Source organism: Streptomyces antimicrobicus, from assembly GCF_020532625.1.
In the GTDB taxonomy this organism is placed as follows: Bacteria; Actinomycetota; Actinomycetes; order Streptomycetales; family Streptomycetaceae; genus Streptomyces; species Streptomyces antimicrobicus.
The window spans coordinates 15179-30574 of sequence record NZ_JAJAUY010000021.1; the positions used below are offsets into that span (position 1 = coordinate 15179).

Consider the following 15396-nt stretch of genomic DNA (forward strand, 5'->3'; position numbering starts at 1 on the left):
CGACTGGCGCCGCGGCAGCAGGCAAGACGCCGATGGCGCCGACCGCCATGGCTGCCGATATGACCGCCGAGACGGCTCTGAGGCGATGGCGCCCGCCGCTCCGGCAAGGCATCCCTGTTCTCTTCACTGCTTTCCTCTGGTCGTGCCTGGGACGGCGTCAGCGGCGTGGCAGGTTCCTGCCGTCGGATGGCGAGGTTCCCCCAACCTGCCGTGTGTCCGTCTCGCGGCATATGGGTGCCGACGGGGACGTCAGTTGCCCGCGTCGATGGCTCATACGCCCTGGATGATCGCGCATCGGTGCGCTCTGGTACTAATACCCGACGTCATTTCAGCTGTAAAAAGGAGGTAAGGTGGGTCTGCAAAGTTCGCTCTCCCTATGGGGAAGGCGGCGCAAGCGGAGACCATCGGGGGGTACACCGCTGTTTCGGCCTGGGCTGACCGCCACGGCCGCGATTAGCGCACTCCTCCTGTCCGGGCTTCCCGTAGTAGCGGGAACCGCTGAGGCCGCAGAACTCCCAGGAACCCAGCGCCTGGCGAGCGTTCCCGGAAAAAGGCTGTCCGACAAGGACGCGAAGCCCAAGCAGCCTTCCGTGAAGCGTTCCTGGAAGGGTGCCCCGCCCGTCGAGTGGCCGAAGGCGGCCACCGCCAAGGTCTCCATACCCGCGGAAAGCAACGCTCCACTCGCCAGGAACGCCAGCCCCACCGGCATGTTCGCCGTCCAGGCGCCTCCTGTGGCGGCGGGCTCCTTGCCCGTGCGACTGTCTTCCGAGGCCGTGAGCGCGCGCAAGCCGGGCACGGCCGACGCCCCGCAGCCGTCGGTCTCCGCCAAGGTCGAGGTCAAGGGCAAGGAAACCGCCGCCGCACTCGGCATCGACGGCGTCGTCCTGGCGGTGCAGCCCGACAGCAAGGCGGCTGCCACGGCCCCGCTGTCGGTCCAGCTCGACTACACGAAGTTCCGCAACGCCTTCGGCGGCGACTGGGGCTCGCGGCTGAACCTGGTCGCCCTCCCCGCCTGTGCCCTGTCCACTCCGGACAAGGCCCAGTGCCGCACCCGCACTCCGCTGGCATCGAAGAACGACGCCGCGGCCGGCACCGTCACCGCCACTCTCGCGGCCCCGTCCGGGGCGACCGCCCGGACCGCCACCGCGGCAGCTCCGATGGTGCTCGCCGCGACGGCGGGCGCGGCGGGAAGCAACGGCAGCTTCACCGCGACACCGCTGAGCGCCACAGGTTCGTGGCAGGGCGGCGGCTCCTCCGGTGACTTCTCCTGGTCCTACCCGATCGAGATCCCCAGTGCCCTCGGCGGCCCGGCGCCGTCCCTGGCGCTCGGCTACTCCTCGGCCAGCGTTGACGGCCGGACTTCGGCCTCCTCCGGTCAGTCGTCCTGGGCCGGCGAGGGCTGGGACCTGTCGGGCGGTTCGAACTTCATCGAACGCACCTTCGTTCCCTGTGCCAACGACAAGAAGGTCGGCTCCGGGTTCAACAACCCGAAGCAGGCCACCGGGGACCTCTGCCAAGGCGCCCCCATGGTCACGTGGTCGCTCAACGGCGCGTCCTCCCAGCTGGTGCTGGACGACGCGGACCCGAACAAGAAGACCTGGCGGCCCGCGCAGGACGACGGCTCCCGCATCGAGCTCCTCGACGGTGCCACCAACGGTGACACCGGCGGCCAGCACTGGCGGGTCACCACCGTCCAGGGCATCCAGTACTACTTCGGCCTCAACCGGCTGCCCGGCTGGGCGTCGGGCAAGCCGGAGACCAACTCCACCTGGACCGTGCCCGTCTACGGCAACCACCCGGGCGAGGAGTGCTACCAGAGCTCCTACGCCTCGTCCGTGTGCGACCAGGCCTGGCGCTGGAACCTCGACTACGTGGTGGACCCCCGCGGCAACGCGATGACGTACTGGTACGCCAAGGAGCGCAACTTCTACGGCTCCAACGTCCAGGACGACGGCAAGTCCACCCCCCGCGGCTACGACCGCTCCGGCTGGCTCCAGCGCATCGACTACGGCCTTCGCTCCGACAACCTCTTCACCGCGGCTCCTGCGAAGGTCGACTTCACCGTCACCGAGCGCTGCATCCCCGACGCCAACTTCGACTGCGCCCCGGGCAAGCTCGCCGACGGAGCACAGTGGGAGGTCGCCCAGCACTGGCCGGACGTCCCCGCCGACCTGATCTGCGACGCCGGCAAGGACTGCAAGGACCGGTTCACCCCGGCCTTCTTCAGCCGCAAGATGCTCAAGGACATCACCACCAGCGTCCTCAAGGGCAGCGCCCACGAGCCGGTCGACACCTGGACCCTCACCCAGGACTTCCGCTCCACCGGCGACGGTGGTGTGGCGCTGGAGTACCCGATGTGGCTGGCCCAGATCCAGCGCACCGGCAAGAACGGCGGCACGCCCGTCAGCATGCCCCCGGTCGTCTTCGACGGCGTCCAGCTGCCCAACCGGGTCGACAACAACGAGGACGGCAGCCCGCCGTTCCTGCGCTGGCGCGTCGAGCGGATCCGCACCGAAACCGGAGCCGCCATCGCGGTCAAGTACGCCCCGACCGAGTGCAGCACGACCGAGCCGAAGAACCTCCCCTCGTCCCCGGAGAGCAACACACTGCGCTGCTACCCGGTGATCAAGGAGGTCCCCGACCCGACGGACCCGAACGGTGAGAAGAAGCTCTACTTCACCGACTGGTTCCACAAGCACCGGGTCGACCAGGTCCGTGAGGAGAACCCGAACGGGATCTCCCCGACCAAGGAGACCAACTACCAGTACCTCGGCACGCCGGCCTGGGCCTACGACAACGAAACCGAGCAGCTCGCGGAGAAGGCGCGCACCTGGTCCCAGTGGCGCGGCTACGACCGCGTCCGCACGCTGGTCGGCTCCGCGCCGGACAAGCGCTCGCAGGTCGACACCCTTTACTTCCGGGGAATGGACGGCGACAAGGATCCCTCCCAGCCCACCGGCAAGCGTTCGGTGAAGGTGAAGGACTCCGAGGGCGGCGAGATCGAGGACCGCGAGCAGTTCGCCGGCCAGATCCGCGAGACCCTGTACTACCTCGGCGAAGGCCAGGCCCTCGAGTCGGCCTCCGTCAGCACCCCGCAGGCCAGAGGACCTACCGCCACCCGCAAGCGCGCCGACGGCGCGGCACCTTTGGAGGCCTGGACCGTCGCGGTCGCCAAGGTCTCCTCCCGGACCGTCCTCTCCGACGGCCGCGGCCAGCGCCGCACCGCCGTCGAGCACACCTTCGACGACCGTGGACGGATCTCGCAGACCACCGACCGCGGTGACCTCGCGACCCTCGCGGACGACTCCTGTACCCGCTACGAGTACAAGGACGACCCGGCGAAGTGGATGTTCGCCCTCCAGAGCCGGATCGAGAAGCTCACCGTCCCCTGTGACGGCGGAGCCCTGCGCCCCACCCACGTCGCCTCCGACATCAAGGTCGAATACGACGAGGTCGGCAACGTGGTCAAGGGCGAAAGCCTCGCATCCTACGAGGGCACCACGCCCAAGTACGTCCTGACCGGCACCAGCACGCACGACGTGTACGGCCGGACCACCTCGACCACCGACGTCTACGGCAAGACCACCCGGGCCGAGTACACCCCGGCATCCGGTGCCGTCGTCACCAAGATCACCACCACCAACCCCCTGGGACACACCCGTACCGACGAGATAGACCCGGGCCGCGGCCTTCCCCTGGCCCAGGAGGACGCCAACAAGCGGCGCACCGTCATGCGGTACGACGCACTCGGGCGGCTGATCAAGGCCTGGTCCCCGGACCGCGACCCCGCGACGACGACCCCGGACGCGGAGTTCACCTACGACATCCGCCCCGGCTCGCCGGACGCACCCGTCGTCATCACCAACAAGTACCTCCTGGAGAGCGGCAACTACCGCACCCGCTACGACCTGTACGACGGCTCCCTGCGCCTGCGCCAGACGCAGCAGCAGGCACTCGACAAGGGCCGTGTCATCACCGACACGTTCTACGACAGCCGCGGCCAGGTCTGGATGCAGAACGGCGCCTACTTCAACGACCAGGCCCCGTCCAACCAGATGTGGCTGCCGGTCGAAAGCAAGATCCCCTCGTCCACGGTCACCGAGTACGACGGAATGGGCCGCCCCGCGGCCACCATCGCCCGCAAGAACGGCCAGGAGACCTGGCGCACCACCACCTCCTACGGCGGTGACTGGGTCGCCGTCGACCCGCCCAAGGGCGACACCCCCACCAAGGCGCTCCTGGACGCCCAGGGTCGTAAGACCGAACTCCTGCAGTTCGCCGGCGAAGGCCCGACCGGCCCGGTCGCGCACAGCACCAAGTACGCGTACACGCCCAAGGGCCAGCTGGACTCCGTCACCGACCAGAGCGGGAGCGTCTGGTCCTACAAGTACGACATGCGTGGGCGCCCCACCGAGGTCAACGACCCCGACAAGGGCACCACCCGTACGACCTACGACATCGGCGACCGCATCCAGACGGTCACCGACGCGCGGGGCAAGACCGTCGCCTTCGCCTACGACGCCCTCGGCCGCAGCACGGCGACCCACGAAGGCTCCCTGCAAGGGCGCAAGCTCACCGAGCAGACCTACGACACCCTGCCCGGGGCCCTCGGCCTGCCCGTCGCCTCCACCCGGTACGACGAGCAGGGCAACGCCTACACCCAGGCAGTCACCGGTTACGACGCGGAATACCGTCCGCTCGGCAGCAAGGTGACCATCCCCGCGAACGAAGGGAAGCTCGCCGGCACCTACGCCTACAGCAGCACCTACAGCAAGACGGTCGGCCTGCAGACGTCCGTCCTGCACCCGGCCGCCGCCGGACTCCCCGCCGACCGCGTCAGCATCGGCTACAACGGCCTCGACCAGGCACAGCAGTCCGCGGTCAACGGCCGGGCCTTCCTCACCAACTCCGAGTTCACACCGCTCGGCGACCTCCTGCGGACCTACGTCGGCGACGCGGGCAAGCAGATCGTCTCCAGCTTCGAATTCGACGAGCAGACCCGCCGACCCACCCGCTCCTACGTCACCCAGCAGACCGGCACCACCGGCTACAGCCAGATCAGCGACGCCAGCTTCCAGTACGATCCAGCCGGCAACCTGCTGAAGGTCACCGACAAGCAGAACGGATCGGTCGGAGCGACCGACACCCAGTGCTACGCCTACGACTACCTGCGCCGGATGACCGACGCATGGTCGGCGACCGACGACTGCGCCCTCAAGCCGGGCGCCGCCGGACCGGGCTCCGCACCCAAGGTCGGGGGCCCGGACGCCTACTGGCACTCCTACACCTTCGACGCGGTGGGCAACCGCACCTCGGAGACCAAGCACGACCCCGCCGGTGACCTGACCAAGAACGTCACCCGCACTCACGCCTACGCCACCGGCGGACCGGCGAAGAAGCAGCTGCTCAAGGTCGACACGAAGGGGCCCGAGGGCACCCGCACCGAGAGCTACGCCTACGACGCGTCCGGCAACACCGTTCAGCGCACCGTCTTCGGCGACACCCAGACGCTCGACTGGGACGTCGAGGGCCGCCTGAAGAAGGTGACCGGCAAGGCGGGTACACCGGAGGCGAAGGACACCGAGTTCCTCTACGACGCCCAGGGCAACCGGCTCATCCGCCGCGACCCCACCGGCACCACGCTCTACCTGCCGGGCACCGAGATCCACGTGGCCAAGGCCACCGGGGCGGTGAAGGGCACGCGCTACTACGCCGGCCCGAACGGCGCCGCGATGACGCGCATCGCCGAGGGCGGGAAGGTCACGACCTCCTACCAGATCAGCGACACCAACGGCACCGCGACGACCTCGGTCGACGCCGCCACCCAGCAGGTCACCCGACGCAAGTTCACCCCGTTCGGCGAGGTCCGCGGCCAGAAGCCGTCCCTGTGGCCCGGCGAGAAGGGCTTCGCCGGCGGCACGGTCGACGACTCCACCGGCCTGATCCATCTCGGAGCGCGCGAGTACGACCCGGCCATCGGCCGGTTCATCTCGGTCGACCCGCTGATGAACCCGGCCGAGTCGCAGACCATGAACCCGTACGCGTACGCCCTGAACAACCCGGTCACGTTCCAGGACTACTCCGGCCTGGCCGGAATGATCATCATCACCGGCCCGGACGACCCCCGGTACGAGCAGGCCAGGAACGTCGAACGCAACGCTTCCCACCTCTTCGGCGGAGGAGGCGCCCCGGCGCCGTCCAAGCCCAAGACCACCGTTTCGGCGCAGGACGTGGAGCGGGCGAAGAAGCTCAAGGCGCAGAGCAAGGCCGACATCGCCCTGTCCATCGCCAAGGAGGTCTTCAAGGGCATCACCGGCTACGACGACATCGCCGACTGCATCGGAGGCAACCTCAAGACCTGCGGCTGGCTCCTCGCGGAACAAGCCCTCGGCATCCTCGGCAAGGGCAAGCGCTTCGCAGAGGCCCTGTACCGCGCCGGCAAGATGTTCAAGCGGTGGGCGGACGACGTCGTCTGGGCCACCAAGACGCTCGGCAGAGCGGACGACGAGGCCAAGGCGATGGCGAAGTACAACGACGACCTCGCCGCCTGGCAACGCCAAGCCGACGCCGACGCCTCAGCAGCCAGAAAGGCCGACGAGGTAGAAGCACCCGCCTCAAGGAGCACCGACTCAGGCGGCAGCGGTGGCGACCTGGACGCCCCTGCGACGTCCTGCAAGACTCGCAACAGCTTCACCTCCGACACACCGGTGCTGATGGCCGACGGCTCGACGAAGGCCGTCCAAGACGTCAAGACCGGTGACAAGGTCCTGGCCACCGACCCCGAATCCGGCGAAACCGCGGTGAAGGAAGTCGCGGCAACCATCGTCGGCCAGGGCGAAAAGAACCTCGTCGAGGTCACCATCGACCTTGACGGCCCCGACGGCGAAGCCACGGCCAAGATCACGGCCACCGACGGCCACCCGTTCTGGGTCCCCGAACTCCACAAGTGGGTCAAGGCAACCGACCTCGCCACGGGCGACTGGCTCCAGACCGGCGCCGGCACGCGTGTCCAGGTGACCGCCGTCAAGCGCTGGACGCAACAGGCGACCGTCTACAACCTGACGGTCACCGGCATCCACACGTACTATGTGCTGGCGGGGGCTACGCCGGTCCTGGTTCACAACTGTGGCCCAGGGGTTGCGACTGAAGACGATGCAATGCTCGCACTTGGCCGTGCGGAAGAATTGCAGGCCTCGCGTAATGACTACTTCATGGCGGACGTGAAGGGCACTACAGCAGTAATCGGTGTCTTTAATTCCAAAACGAAGGCGTTCACCACCCGCATTGGAATCAATGGAGGTGGTGCTATGCCGTCCGGCTGGACGTTGCGGCCGGGGGAGGAGTTCGTGCAGGCTGCCGGGCATGCAGAGGAAGGGATTCTCAACAGTTTGGGACCCAACGAGCATGCCGTGTTTGGTGCGGCATCAAGAAACTTCTGCGTTTCCATCTGTTTGCCCATGCTGAATACTCGGGGGATAACAGTGGGAGGTGCGGGGATACGTGGTCATGCCGCACAGAACTCGCCATTCACGATCTTCTGGGCCACTGGAGGCTAGACGGATATGGAGATTTCGCCGGAACTGCAGGCAATCTCGAATGCATCGGAATCTGAACTGGTGCTGATTTGCGCCGCAGCAGCGGAGCGGGGTGCTGGCTTCTGTCGATCCCTAGGCCGGTCGGAGCAGTCCGAGTGGGTCGACGCATCGCTCGGTCTCGTCTGGGCGGCAGCTGTTGGAGATTCCGTGCAGGATGAGTGCGCCGAGGCGCTGGATGAGCTAGAGCTGGAATCTCAGGACGGCGAGGATGATTCCTCTCAGCCTGAGTTCTACGTGGCTCAATCCATGGCGCTGGTCGGCAACGCTCTCGCGGTTTCAATGAGGCCATCCGCCGTAAAGGCCGAGATGGCTATCAACACCGTCAGGTCACTGCTCTCCATGCTCGACTTCAAGGTGGGTGGAGAGAAGCCTGTGGTCGTCAGATATGGCGACCCCTCCCCTCCAGTGGGACCTCTTGTTCAAATGGAGATCGACGCAGAGCGTGAAGTAATTGACGTTCTTGCTCGTGAGGCGACAGCTTCTGACCAGGAAGCACCTCGCGCCTCGGTTGTGAACCGAATCCAGGCATCATCGACCGGCTTCAGTGCGAGACTGGCGCCTTCCATCGAAGAGGTTGCCGCGCTTAGCAACTGGGAACTCTAGCGGCATAGCGAACCGTCAGAGCCCCGCCAGCATGCACGCTGGCGGGGCTTTGACGGCAACGCTGACGGCAACGTCAGCGGATGACCGTTGCAGCAGGTGGGGCGTCAGGTCGTCGTCGGTCGGGCCGAGGGCGTGGCCAAGGGTGTCGATGGCTTGGCGTTGGAGGCGGAGTCGGACGTGGGCGTAGACGCCGGCGGTGACGCCGATGTGGGCGTGGCCGAGGAGTTCCTTGATGACGACGAGGTCGACGCCTTGTTCCATGAGCAGGGTGGCGGTCGAGTGGCGTAGGTCGTGGAAGCGGATGCGTCGGAGTCCGGCCCGGTCGAAGAAGCTGCGGAAGCGTCGGGTGAGGTTGGCCGGGTCGAGAGGGCGGCGCCTTGCGCCTGGACCCGGAGCCGACGCCGGTCGAAGGCTGCGCGGGCTGTGCCGAGCTGGCCAACGTACGTGACCGGGCCCGTGTCGTCGGCGATATGACCACCGTCAGCGACTGCAACGTCTACATGCGACGCCATCCGGAGGGCCACCAGTGAGCCCCCGCGCCGTCTACCGGCACGTCGCTCACAGCATCCGCCATGCACCCGAAGGCGGCATCACCTACGAGGCGTTCTGCGCCGCTGCAACCTGCGGAGCCGAATCCGGACCCCACTCCGAGCAGGAAGCCGCACAGGACTGGGCACTCCGCCACACCGGACGCACCGGTCACGACCTCTTCAGGCGCGTCTTCACCGACCACGCCAAGGTCACCCGAGCCGAGTAGAACCACCACCGCCAGCCGGAACAGCACCCACAACCCGCAGACAGTCGCACCAGGCCGGCAGCCCAGCCGGACGCTCGGCCACCGACCACGGCGTACCGCCGAAGCGGGATGCGTCCAAACTCTCTCTACGTCTTCAAGGCGACCCGCTGACGCGGGTCGCGCGCGGCACGGCCGCCCACCCGGCCCGCTCTCGGCTCCGCCACCGCGGGCCGGCCAGCGACCAGGCCGCGCAGAAACGCGTAGCGGACCACCGGAAGCGCGGAGCAGGCCGGACACGCCAGCCCAGCGAACGCCAGGCCGACGGGGAGGCGACGGCAGGGAGTTGGCCGGGACGGAGGCCCGGAAGTGGGGCCGGTCGGCTCCGTGGGCTTTACCCACCTCCCCGGGCCGGTGCCCGCGTCGGGCAAGGCCGGGGGGGCCACTCGTTCAAATTCCGGGCAGGTCCAAAGCCTGCCCGAGTTGCCGGGCCAGCGTACGGCCCCCTGACCATGCCCGACCCCAACCCGGGCAGGACACCGGCCAAAGCCCACTCCACCGACCTCACGCGCGCAGCCGTCTGACGGCAACGCCGACGGCAACACAGGCGCACAGCACGGCACTTCCGCGCACACCCACGGACAGGCCGGAATTCGCTGACCAGCGAAAATGCAGGTGACGCCTACCCGGCGAGCACACGTACTATGTGCTCGCGGGTGCCACTCCGGTGCTTGTGCACAATTGCGGTGGCGGCACCACGGTCTATCGGGGAGTTGCGGAAGTGAGCGGCGAGACCGGGGGCCCCAACCCCGCCTTTGATGATGCGGTGGAAGGAATTGCAAGGCCGCGGGGCGGGGACTCGACGCCTGAGATGCACCATCTCGGTATGACCGATAGTGACTACACCAGCTGGACCACTAGTCCCGCTGCCGCTATTCGAGCGGCTACCCGAGGTGGAGGTAGTGGAGTTGTCATTAGAGCCACCATCCCCAGCGGACGTTTCCACGTCCATGTAAACGATCAGCCATGGGTGGAGGATGACCTTCGTGGTGAGGCTGAAGTGATCATCCAAGGGGTCATGCAAGGTCGAGCCAGGGCGGCATGGCCCGGTGCGCGACTAGAGGATCTCGGGTTCTGATAATTAAGCTCTGGTGGGCGGTACCTGCGGGTACCGCCCACCAGCGTTCTCAATGGAGTCATCTTGGCGAGTTTGCAAGAAGTGCCCACTTCGAAGATTGTGGAGCTACTTCGAAGGGCCAAATGTCAGTCGTTGGTTTTGCTGCCGCCTCCCGTTGTGTCGGAAATCCTTGAGGAGGTATCCGGTTTGATCCGCGTTGGAATTGGGCCGAGGTCCACACTTCGAGGCACGTATCGAGACCGGTATTCCACACTGGATGAGTTCCGGAAGAATAGATTTGGATGGCGGGACTTCTTTGCAGTTCTCGACGAGGATGGCCCTCCGGTTGGCCTATTCACCGTCCAGGGGGGCGGGTGGAGCTTGATCGCTCTTACCGACGAAGGTGTGGAGGGTGTTCTCGCGGCTTTGGTGGCGCCACCTCAGTCCTTTGAATGGCCAAAGGGTGCGGAACGTGCCTGACAGGCTCCAGTCCCGATGACGGCAATGCTGACGGCAACGTCAGCGGACGACGGCTGCGTCTGGTGGGGCGTCGTTGCCGTCGATGGCTTCGCCGAGTGCGTTGCTGAGGGTGTCGATGGCTTGGCGTTGGAGTCGGAGTCGTACGTGGGCGTAGACGCCGGCGGTGACGCCGATGTGTGCGTGGCCGAGGAGTTCCTTGATCACGACGAGCTCGACGCCTTGTTCCAGAATCAGGGTCGCGGTCGAGTGGCGGAGGTCATGGAAGCGGATGCGTCGGAGTCCGGCCCGGTTGAGGAAGCTGCGGAAGCGGCGGGTGAGGTTGGCAGGGTCGAGAGGCCGTCCAATGCGCCCAAACTTTCTCTACGTCTTCAAGGCGACCCGCTGACGCGGGTCGCGCGCGGCACGGCCGCCCACCCGGCCCGCTCTCGGCTCCGCCACCGCGGGCCGGCCAGCGACCAGGCCGCGCAGAAACAGCGCAGCGGACGACAGGAAGCGCGGAGGAAGCCGGACGTGCCCGCGCGGCGAGCGCCAGGCCGACGGCGAGGTGACGACGGGTAGTTGGCCGGGGCGAAGGCCCGGAGGTGGGGCCGGTCGGCTCCACAGGATCACGACCTGCCCGAGTTGCCGGGCCAGCGTACGGCCCCCTGACCATGCCCGACCCCAACCCGGGCAGGACACCGGCCAAAGCCCACTCCACCGACCTCACGCGCGCAGCCGTCTGACGGCAACGCCGACGGCAACACAGGCGCACACGAGGAGACTTCCACGCACATCCACGGACTGGCCGAATTGCGCTGACCTGCAAAAACGCAGATGACGGCACCTCAGCCAGCACACGTACTATGTGCTGGCAGGCGCCACCCCGGTCCTCGTCCACAACTGCAACGGCGCGGCTAAGGCCGCCGAGTCCGTGCAGGGCCCAGGCGACACGGTCGATCTCTACCGTGCCGTGGGGGTGAGGGAATTCGAGGGCGTCATGAAGACGGGCGGATTTCACCCCGGAGGCCCCAGCCTCGAAGGTCGACAATTTGCATTGACGCAGAATCAGGCGCTTGGCTACGCCAATTGGGACAAGAGTAAGGTTGCGATTCTGAAGGTCACCGTCGACCGGAGTTCTTTGGGCCGCTTTGACTTCTCCCGGGACATCGATGTGTCAATCTTCCGGAACGGAGTGATCACCGTGCAACCAGGTGCTCAGAGCGACATATTCCATGACGCCCTCAAGGGATCGAACATGTTCTTTAGCGGAATGTGAGGGTGAGCTTTGTGCGAGCGCGAGTGAGATTCCTCCTGACGGCCGAAGGGGGGGCGGAGGACTTCGGCGCTGAGTGGGATCCGCCCCCAGTTGAAGGTCGGAGAGCGCTTTACCAGTTGCGTCGTGCAGTCCACCACCGAGGAAGAGGTATTCCATTTGGGTCAGGACTGCGAGGTTGAGCTGGAGCTTGTTTTCCAGGATGAATATCAGGGTTTGCTAAATTCTTGCGACCGGATTGAGCTTTTCGACGGAAGCAGGTTGATCGCTATCGGTCAGTGGATCGATGATGGTGAACCTGGAGATCGAGGTCGCATCTAGCAGTATTGGAGCCCTCTGAGGATCCCCCAGTTCCCCTGTGAGGGGTCCGGGGGCGCCGCAATCCCCTTCCAGAAATATTCTCTGGAAGGGGATTGGCGTTTTTCTGGCGAGGATTTGCATGACTTCACCGCTGTCTCGCTGGTGAACCTGCCCAGGTCCTCCACCTCAACCACCAGCGCCCCGGGCGGCGGCTCGCCGGCAGGCGCAGAGATGTGGACGACCTGCCTGCTTATACCCCGCATCTGAAGGGCACGGTGGAGGGCTTGAACCGGGCGGTGGAGTCGATGTTCTTCGCCTCGTTGCCCGGCTACTGAGGTTGAACTCGTGATGTCGTGCGGTTGCTCAGGCGGGTCTGATGGCCAGGCCGGTCTAGGCAGCCGTCTATGAGGTGGCTGCGGTACTGGATGTGCCGTAGGCCGCGTCGTATGCGTTGGATGAGGTGTTCGGGGGTGCTGAAGGCGACGTTGGAGAGCCAGCCGCGTCGCAGGAGGGACCAGATCCCTTCGACGGGGTTGAGGTCGGGTGCGTAGGGCGGCAGGTAGTGGATGGTCAGCCAGTCCTGGGCTGCCGCCCATTCCCGCAGGTCAGCGGCTTTGTGGACGTTGAGGTTGTCCCAGACGAGCACGATCGGGCCGTCGAGCTGCTGATGGGCGGCGGTCAGCAGGTCCCGGTAGTCGCGCCAGGAGAAGCTCTTACGCCCGTCACGCTGGCCATCGTCCCGGCGCGGCCGGTAGATCAGCCTTGAGCGTTGACCGGGCTTGTAGCAGGTCAGCGCGGCAATCGATATCCGCCTGCGGGAACAGCCGCGGACCCGCACCACCGGGGTCCGGCCGCGCTGGGACCAAGTCTTCGCCTGCGGCGGCGTCATGGAGAAACCGGCCTCGTCCTCGAAGACCAGCCAGGCTCCACGGGCCGCCGCGAGCCTTCCGCGCAGGGCCACACCACCTTCACCCATCCAGCCACCGCGTCGTCGTCACGTTCCACGGCGCGTCGGGCCGGGACCTGGCAGGACCAGCCGTTACGCACCAGGAGCTTGCGCACGCCTGGATCGTGTAGGTCAGGTGGAAGCGCCGGCCGATCACCGTCTTGATTCGCGCGAGCGTCCAGCGCTGGTCCTCCCAGCCGTGCGCGGCCGGACCCTTGGCCAGCTCCGCCTCCAACTGCGCTTCTGGCTGAGCCTGGGCAGCGACGCTGGCCCTTGAGACCGCAGAGCCCGCGGACCGCCCTCGTTCCACGCCTGCCGCCACCGCTGCACCGACCGGACACGGACCCTCAGGTCCTTCGCGATCACAGCGCTCGCCCAGGAACTGGGCCGACCTCTTACCCATGACCACTGCTCCGTCCGCCACCGGGCAACGGCCTGCTCGTCCCGCTCGACCGCCCGGTGCACCGGGACCTGCGATGACCAGCCCAGCCGGTGCAGCAGATACGACACCCCACGCGGGGTGTAGCGGTAGCCGAACAGGCGATGGATCAGCTCCGCGGCCCTCGCCAGGGTCCACCGTTGATCCTCGCTCCAGCCGTGTGCCGCCGGTCCCGCCTCCAGTTCGGCCTGCAACTGCTCCGCCTGGACATAGCCGAGCCGGCACGGAAAGCCGCCGGCCCCCTTGGAAGCCAGGGCCGTACTGCCGCCCTCACGCCAGACGGCGTGCCAGGCGTAGGCCGACTTCCGTGACACCCGCAGCGGTCAGACCGCCGCCATCCGCGTACCTCATGACGAGGATGTAGCACCGTCAACGTCCGCTGTCACCCCACCCTTTCAACCTCAGAGGCAACGTCAGCGGACGAGGGCGGCAGTCGAGTGGCGGAGGTCGTGGAAGCGGATGCGGCGGGGATCGGCCTTGCGGAGGAGCGTGGTGAAGGCGCGGGTGAGGTTGGTTGGGTCGAGCGATCCGCCCTGCGCAGTGGTGAAGACGTGCTCGTGGGCTGTCAAGCGGTGCCTTCTGCCTCGCGCTCACGCTGCTGCTGTTCGTGGTGGCGCTTCAGCGACTGGACGCAGCGGTCAGGGAGAGCGATGCAGCGCTCGGAGGCCCGGGTCTTGGTACGCAATGTGGTGTGCCCGCCTGCGCTGCTGCGCTGGAGTGTGCGGCGGATGGCGGCGGCACCGGCGTCGAGGTTGAGTCAGGGTAAGTACCACACCCGAGCCCTCCTCTGCCTCGCCAGACGGCGAGCCGACGTCCTCCTCGCGATGCTCCGCGACGGCACCTTCTACGAACTACGTCCAGCAGTCGCATGAGAGGCAGGAGGCCTGACGAGCGGCTACCGGCTCTGCCCGGCGCCGGGCACGTGATCGGCCACGTCGTAGTTGCCGATCAGATCGGCAAGATCGCGGGGGCTCATGCCCTTCGCGTTCTGGTGCTCGGGATCGGCTCCGGCTTCCAGCAGCATCCGGAGCGTTGCCGGATCACCTCGGTAGGTGAACCTCGACCTGCAGGGATCCACGCCGCACGGGGTGCTGCTGCCGATCCACTGGGGCACCTTCAACCTCGCCTTCCACCCCTGGGCGGAGCCGGCCGAGTGGACCGCGGACGCCGCCGGAGCGGCGGGCCAGAAGATCGCCCTCCCGCGTCCGGGCGAGCCCTTCGAACCGGCCGGGACGCTGCCCGTGGAGCCTTGGTGGCGTCCGATCTCCTCTCCGATCGCCCACCCGTGGCGCCGCCCCGCGTCGGCGGACGGTGCTTCGCACGACGCCCGGGCCGCAGACCTGGACCTCGCCGGCGACCGGTGACGCTCGGCGGGCCGGATCCCGGGGCGGCTCACGCGTCGCCGGGCCGGGGCTGAGTACCCGTACTCATGCGCCACCGGTGAGCGGCCCACCAGGCTGGGGCCATGACCGACGCATCCGCTGCACCGCCCGCACGGCCACGGCCCCCTTGGCGCCCGTGGTCCCGGCGGAAGTCCACGGGCGCGGACGTCGCTCTCGGCGTCCTCCTCCTGCTCGTCGAGGTCGCCGTGGCCGTGCTGCACGGCTTCGGGACCGGCATGGAGGTCTGGGCCGCCCAGGGGGAGGCCGAGCGGATCGAGGCGGCAGAGCTCGCGGAGCTCACCTGGCTGTCGTACCACCTGGTCGTCGTCCTGGCCCTCGCCGCGGTCGCGGCCCTGTTCCGCGCACGCTGGACGGTGGTGTTCCAACTGCTCGCCGCCCTGGCCGTCGCGGCGCTGCTCGCGCTCGCGCAGCACGACGCGGACCGCCTCCACCCGGATCCGCCGCCGCGTCCGGGCCCCGAGTACGTGCCCTGCTACAGCGGCAGCGGCAGGTGCAACTGACCCGGCTGCACCGCACGACTTTCGACAC

The 15396-nt window shown here is 67.3% G+C and carries 7 protein-coding genes and 6 pseudogenes; 7 read left to right on the top strand and 6 right to left on the bottom strand.

The features are described from left to right. Positions 1–590: 590 nt before the first annotated feature. Together LG632_RS08285 and LG632_RS08290 are read left to right on the top strand one after the other, a co-directional pair. Positions 591–7556 carry a polymorphic toxin-type HINT domain-containing protein gene (locus tag LG632_RS08285; protein ID WP_226726205.1) on the top strand — a complete coding sequence of 2322 codons (6966 nt, stop codon included), beginning with the start codon at positions 591–593 and terminating at the stop codon, positions 7554–7556. Between the two features lie 6 nt (positions 7557–7562). Continuing rightward, positions 7563–8198, top strand: a complete 636-nt coding sequence (locus LG632_RS08290) for a hypothetical protein (protein WP_226726206.1) — start codon at positions 7563–7565, stop codon at positions 8196–8198. A gap of 73 nt (positions 8199–8271) precedes the next feature. Here LG632_RS08290 and LG632_RS08295 read toward each other — a convergent pair. Then, a pseudogene (locus LG632_RS08295) lies at positions 8272–8570 on the bottom strand (tyrosine-type recombinase/integrase); the annotation flags it as partial. Between the two features lie 154 nt (positions 8571–8724). Between LG632_RS08295 and LG632_RS30790 the strand changes: the two are divergent. After that, positions 8725–8955, top strand: coding sequence for a DUF7848 domain-containing protein (locus LG632_RS30790; RefSeq protein ID WP_445271384.1), 231 nt, complete (start codon positions 8725–8727; stop codon positions 8953–8955). 1612 nt (positions 8956–10567) lie between these two features. Here the strand turns inward: LG632_RS30790 and LG632_RS08300 are convergent. After that, positions 10568–10870: pseudogene (locus LG632_RS08300) on the bottom strand (tyrosine-type recombinase/integrase); the annotation flags it as partial. Positions 10871–11372: 502 nt separating this feature from the next. Here LG632_RS08300 and LG632_RS08305 point away from each other — a divergent pair. After that, entirely contained in the window at positions 11373–11783 is a 411-nt protein-coding gene (locus LG632_RS08305) for a hypothetical protein (RefSeq protein WP_226726207.1), read from the top strand. A gap of 123 nt (positions 11784–11906) precedes the next feature. Then, complete coding sequence (locus tag LG632_RS08310; protein ID WP_226726208.1) at positions 11907–12101, top strand: hypothetical protein; 195 nt, start codon at positions 11907–11909, stop codon at positions 12099–12101. Positions 12102–12408: 307 nt separating this feature from the next. Here LG632_RS08310 and LG632_RS30795 read toward each other — a convergent pair. From LG632_RS30795 to LG632_RS30175, 4 genes and pseudogenes are all read right to left on the bottom strand, one after another. Next, positions 12409–13401 (bottom strand): annotated as a pseudogene (locus tag LG632_RS30795) (IS630 family transposase); the annotation flags it as partial. Between the two features lie 48 nt (positions 13402–13449). Continuing rightward, a pseudogene (locus LG632_RS30700) lies at positions 13450–13779 on the bottom strand (winged helix-turn-helix domain-containing protein); the annotation flags it as partial. A gap of 105 nt (positions 13780–13884) precedes the next feature. After that, positions 13885–14222, bottom strand: a pseudogene (locus LG632_RS08330) (tyrosine-type recombinase/integrase); the annotation flags it as partial. 138 nt (positions 14223–14360) lie between these two features. Next, on the bottom strand, positions 14361–14489 hold the full coding sequence (locus LG632_RS30175; protein ID WP_264201555.1) for a hypothetical protein: 129 nt from the start codon (positions 14487–14489) through the stop codon (positions 14361–14363). 31 nt (positions 14490–14520) lie between these two features. Between LG632_RS30175 and LG632_RS08335 the strand changes: the two are divergent. Continuing rightward, a pseudogene (locus tag LG632_RS08335) lies at positions 14521–14829 on the top strand (MBL fold metallo-hydrolase); the annotation flags it as partial. Between the two features lie 101 nt (positions 14830–14930). Beyond that, the gene (locus LG632_RS08340) at positions 14931–15368 is read left to right on the top strand and encodes a DUF6234 family protein (RefSeq protein WP_226726210.1); all 438 of its coding nucleotides are present in this window, start codon (positions 14931–14933) and stop codon (positions 15366–15368) included. The last annotated feature ends 28 nt before the right edge of the window (positions 15369–15396 follow it).

Coding starts and splice junctions, on each gene's coding strand:
- LG632_RS08290 (WP_226726206.1), top strand. CDS start 7,563: ATGGAGATTTCGCCGGAACTGCAGGCAATCTCGAATGCATCGGAATCT.
- LG632_RS30175 (WP_264201555.1), bottom strand. CDS start 14,489: ATGCTGCTGGAAGCCGGAGCCGATCCCGAGCACCAGAACGCGAAGGGC.
- LG632_RS08340 (WP_226726210.1), top strand. CDS start 14,931: ATGACCGACGCATCCGCTGCACCGCCCGCACGGCCACGGCCCCCTTGG.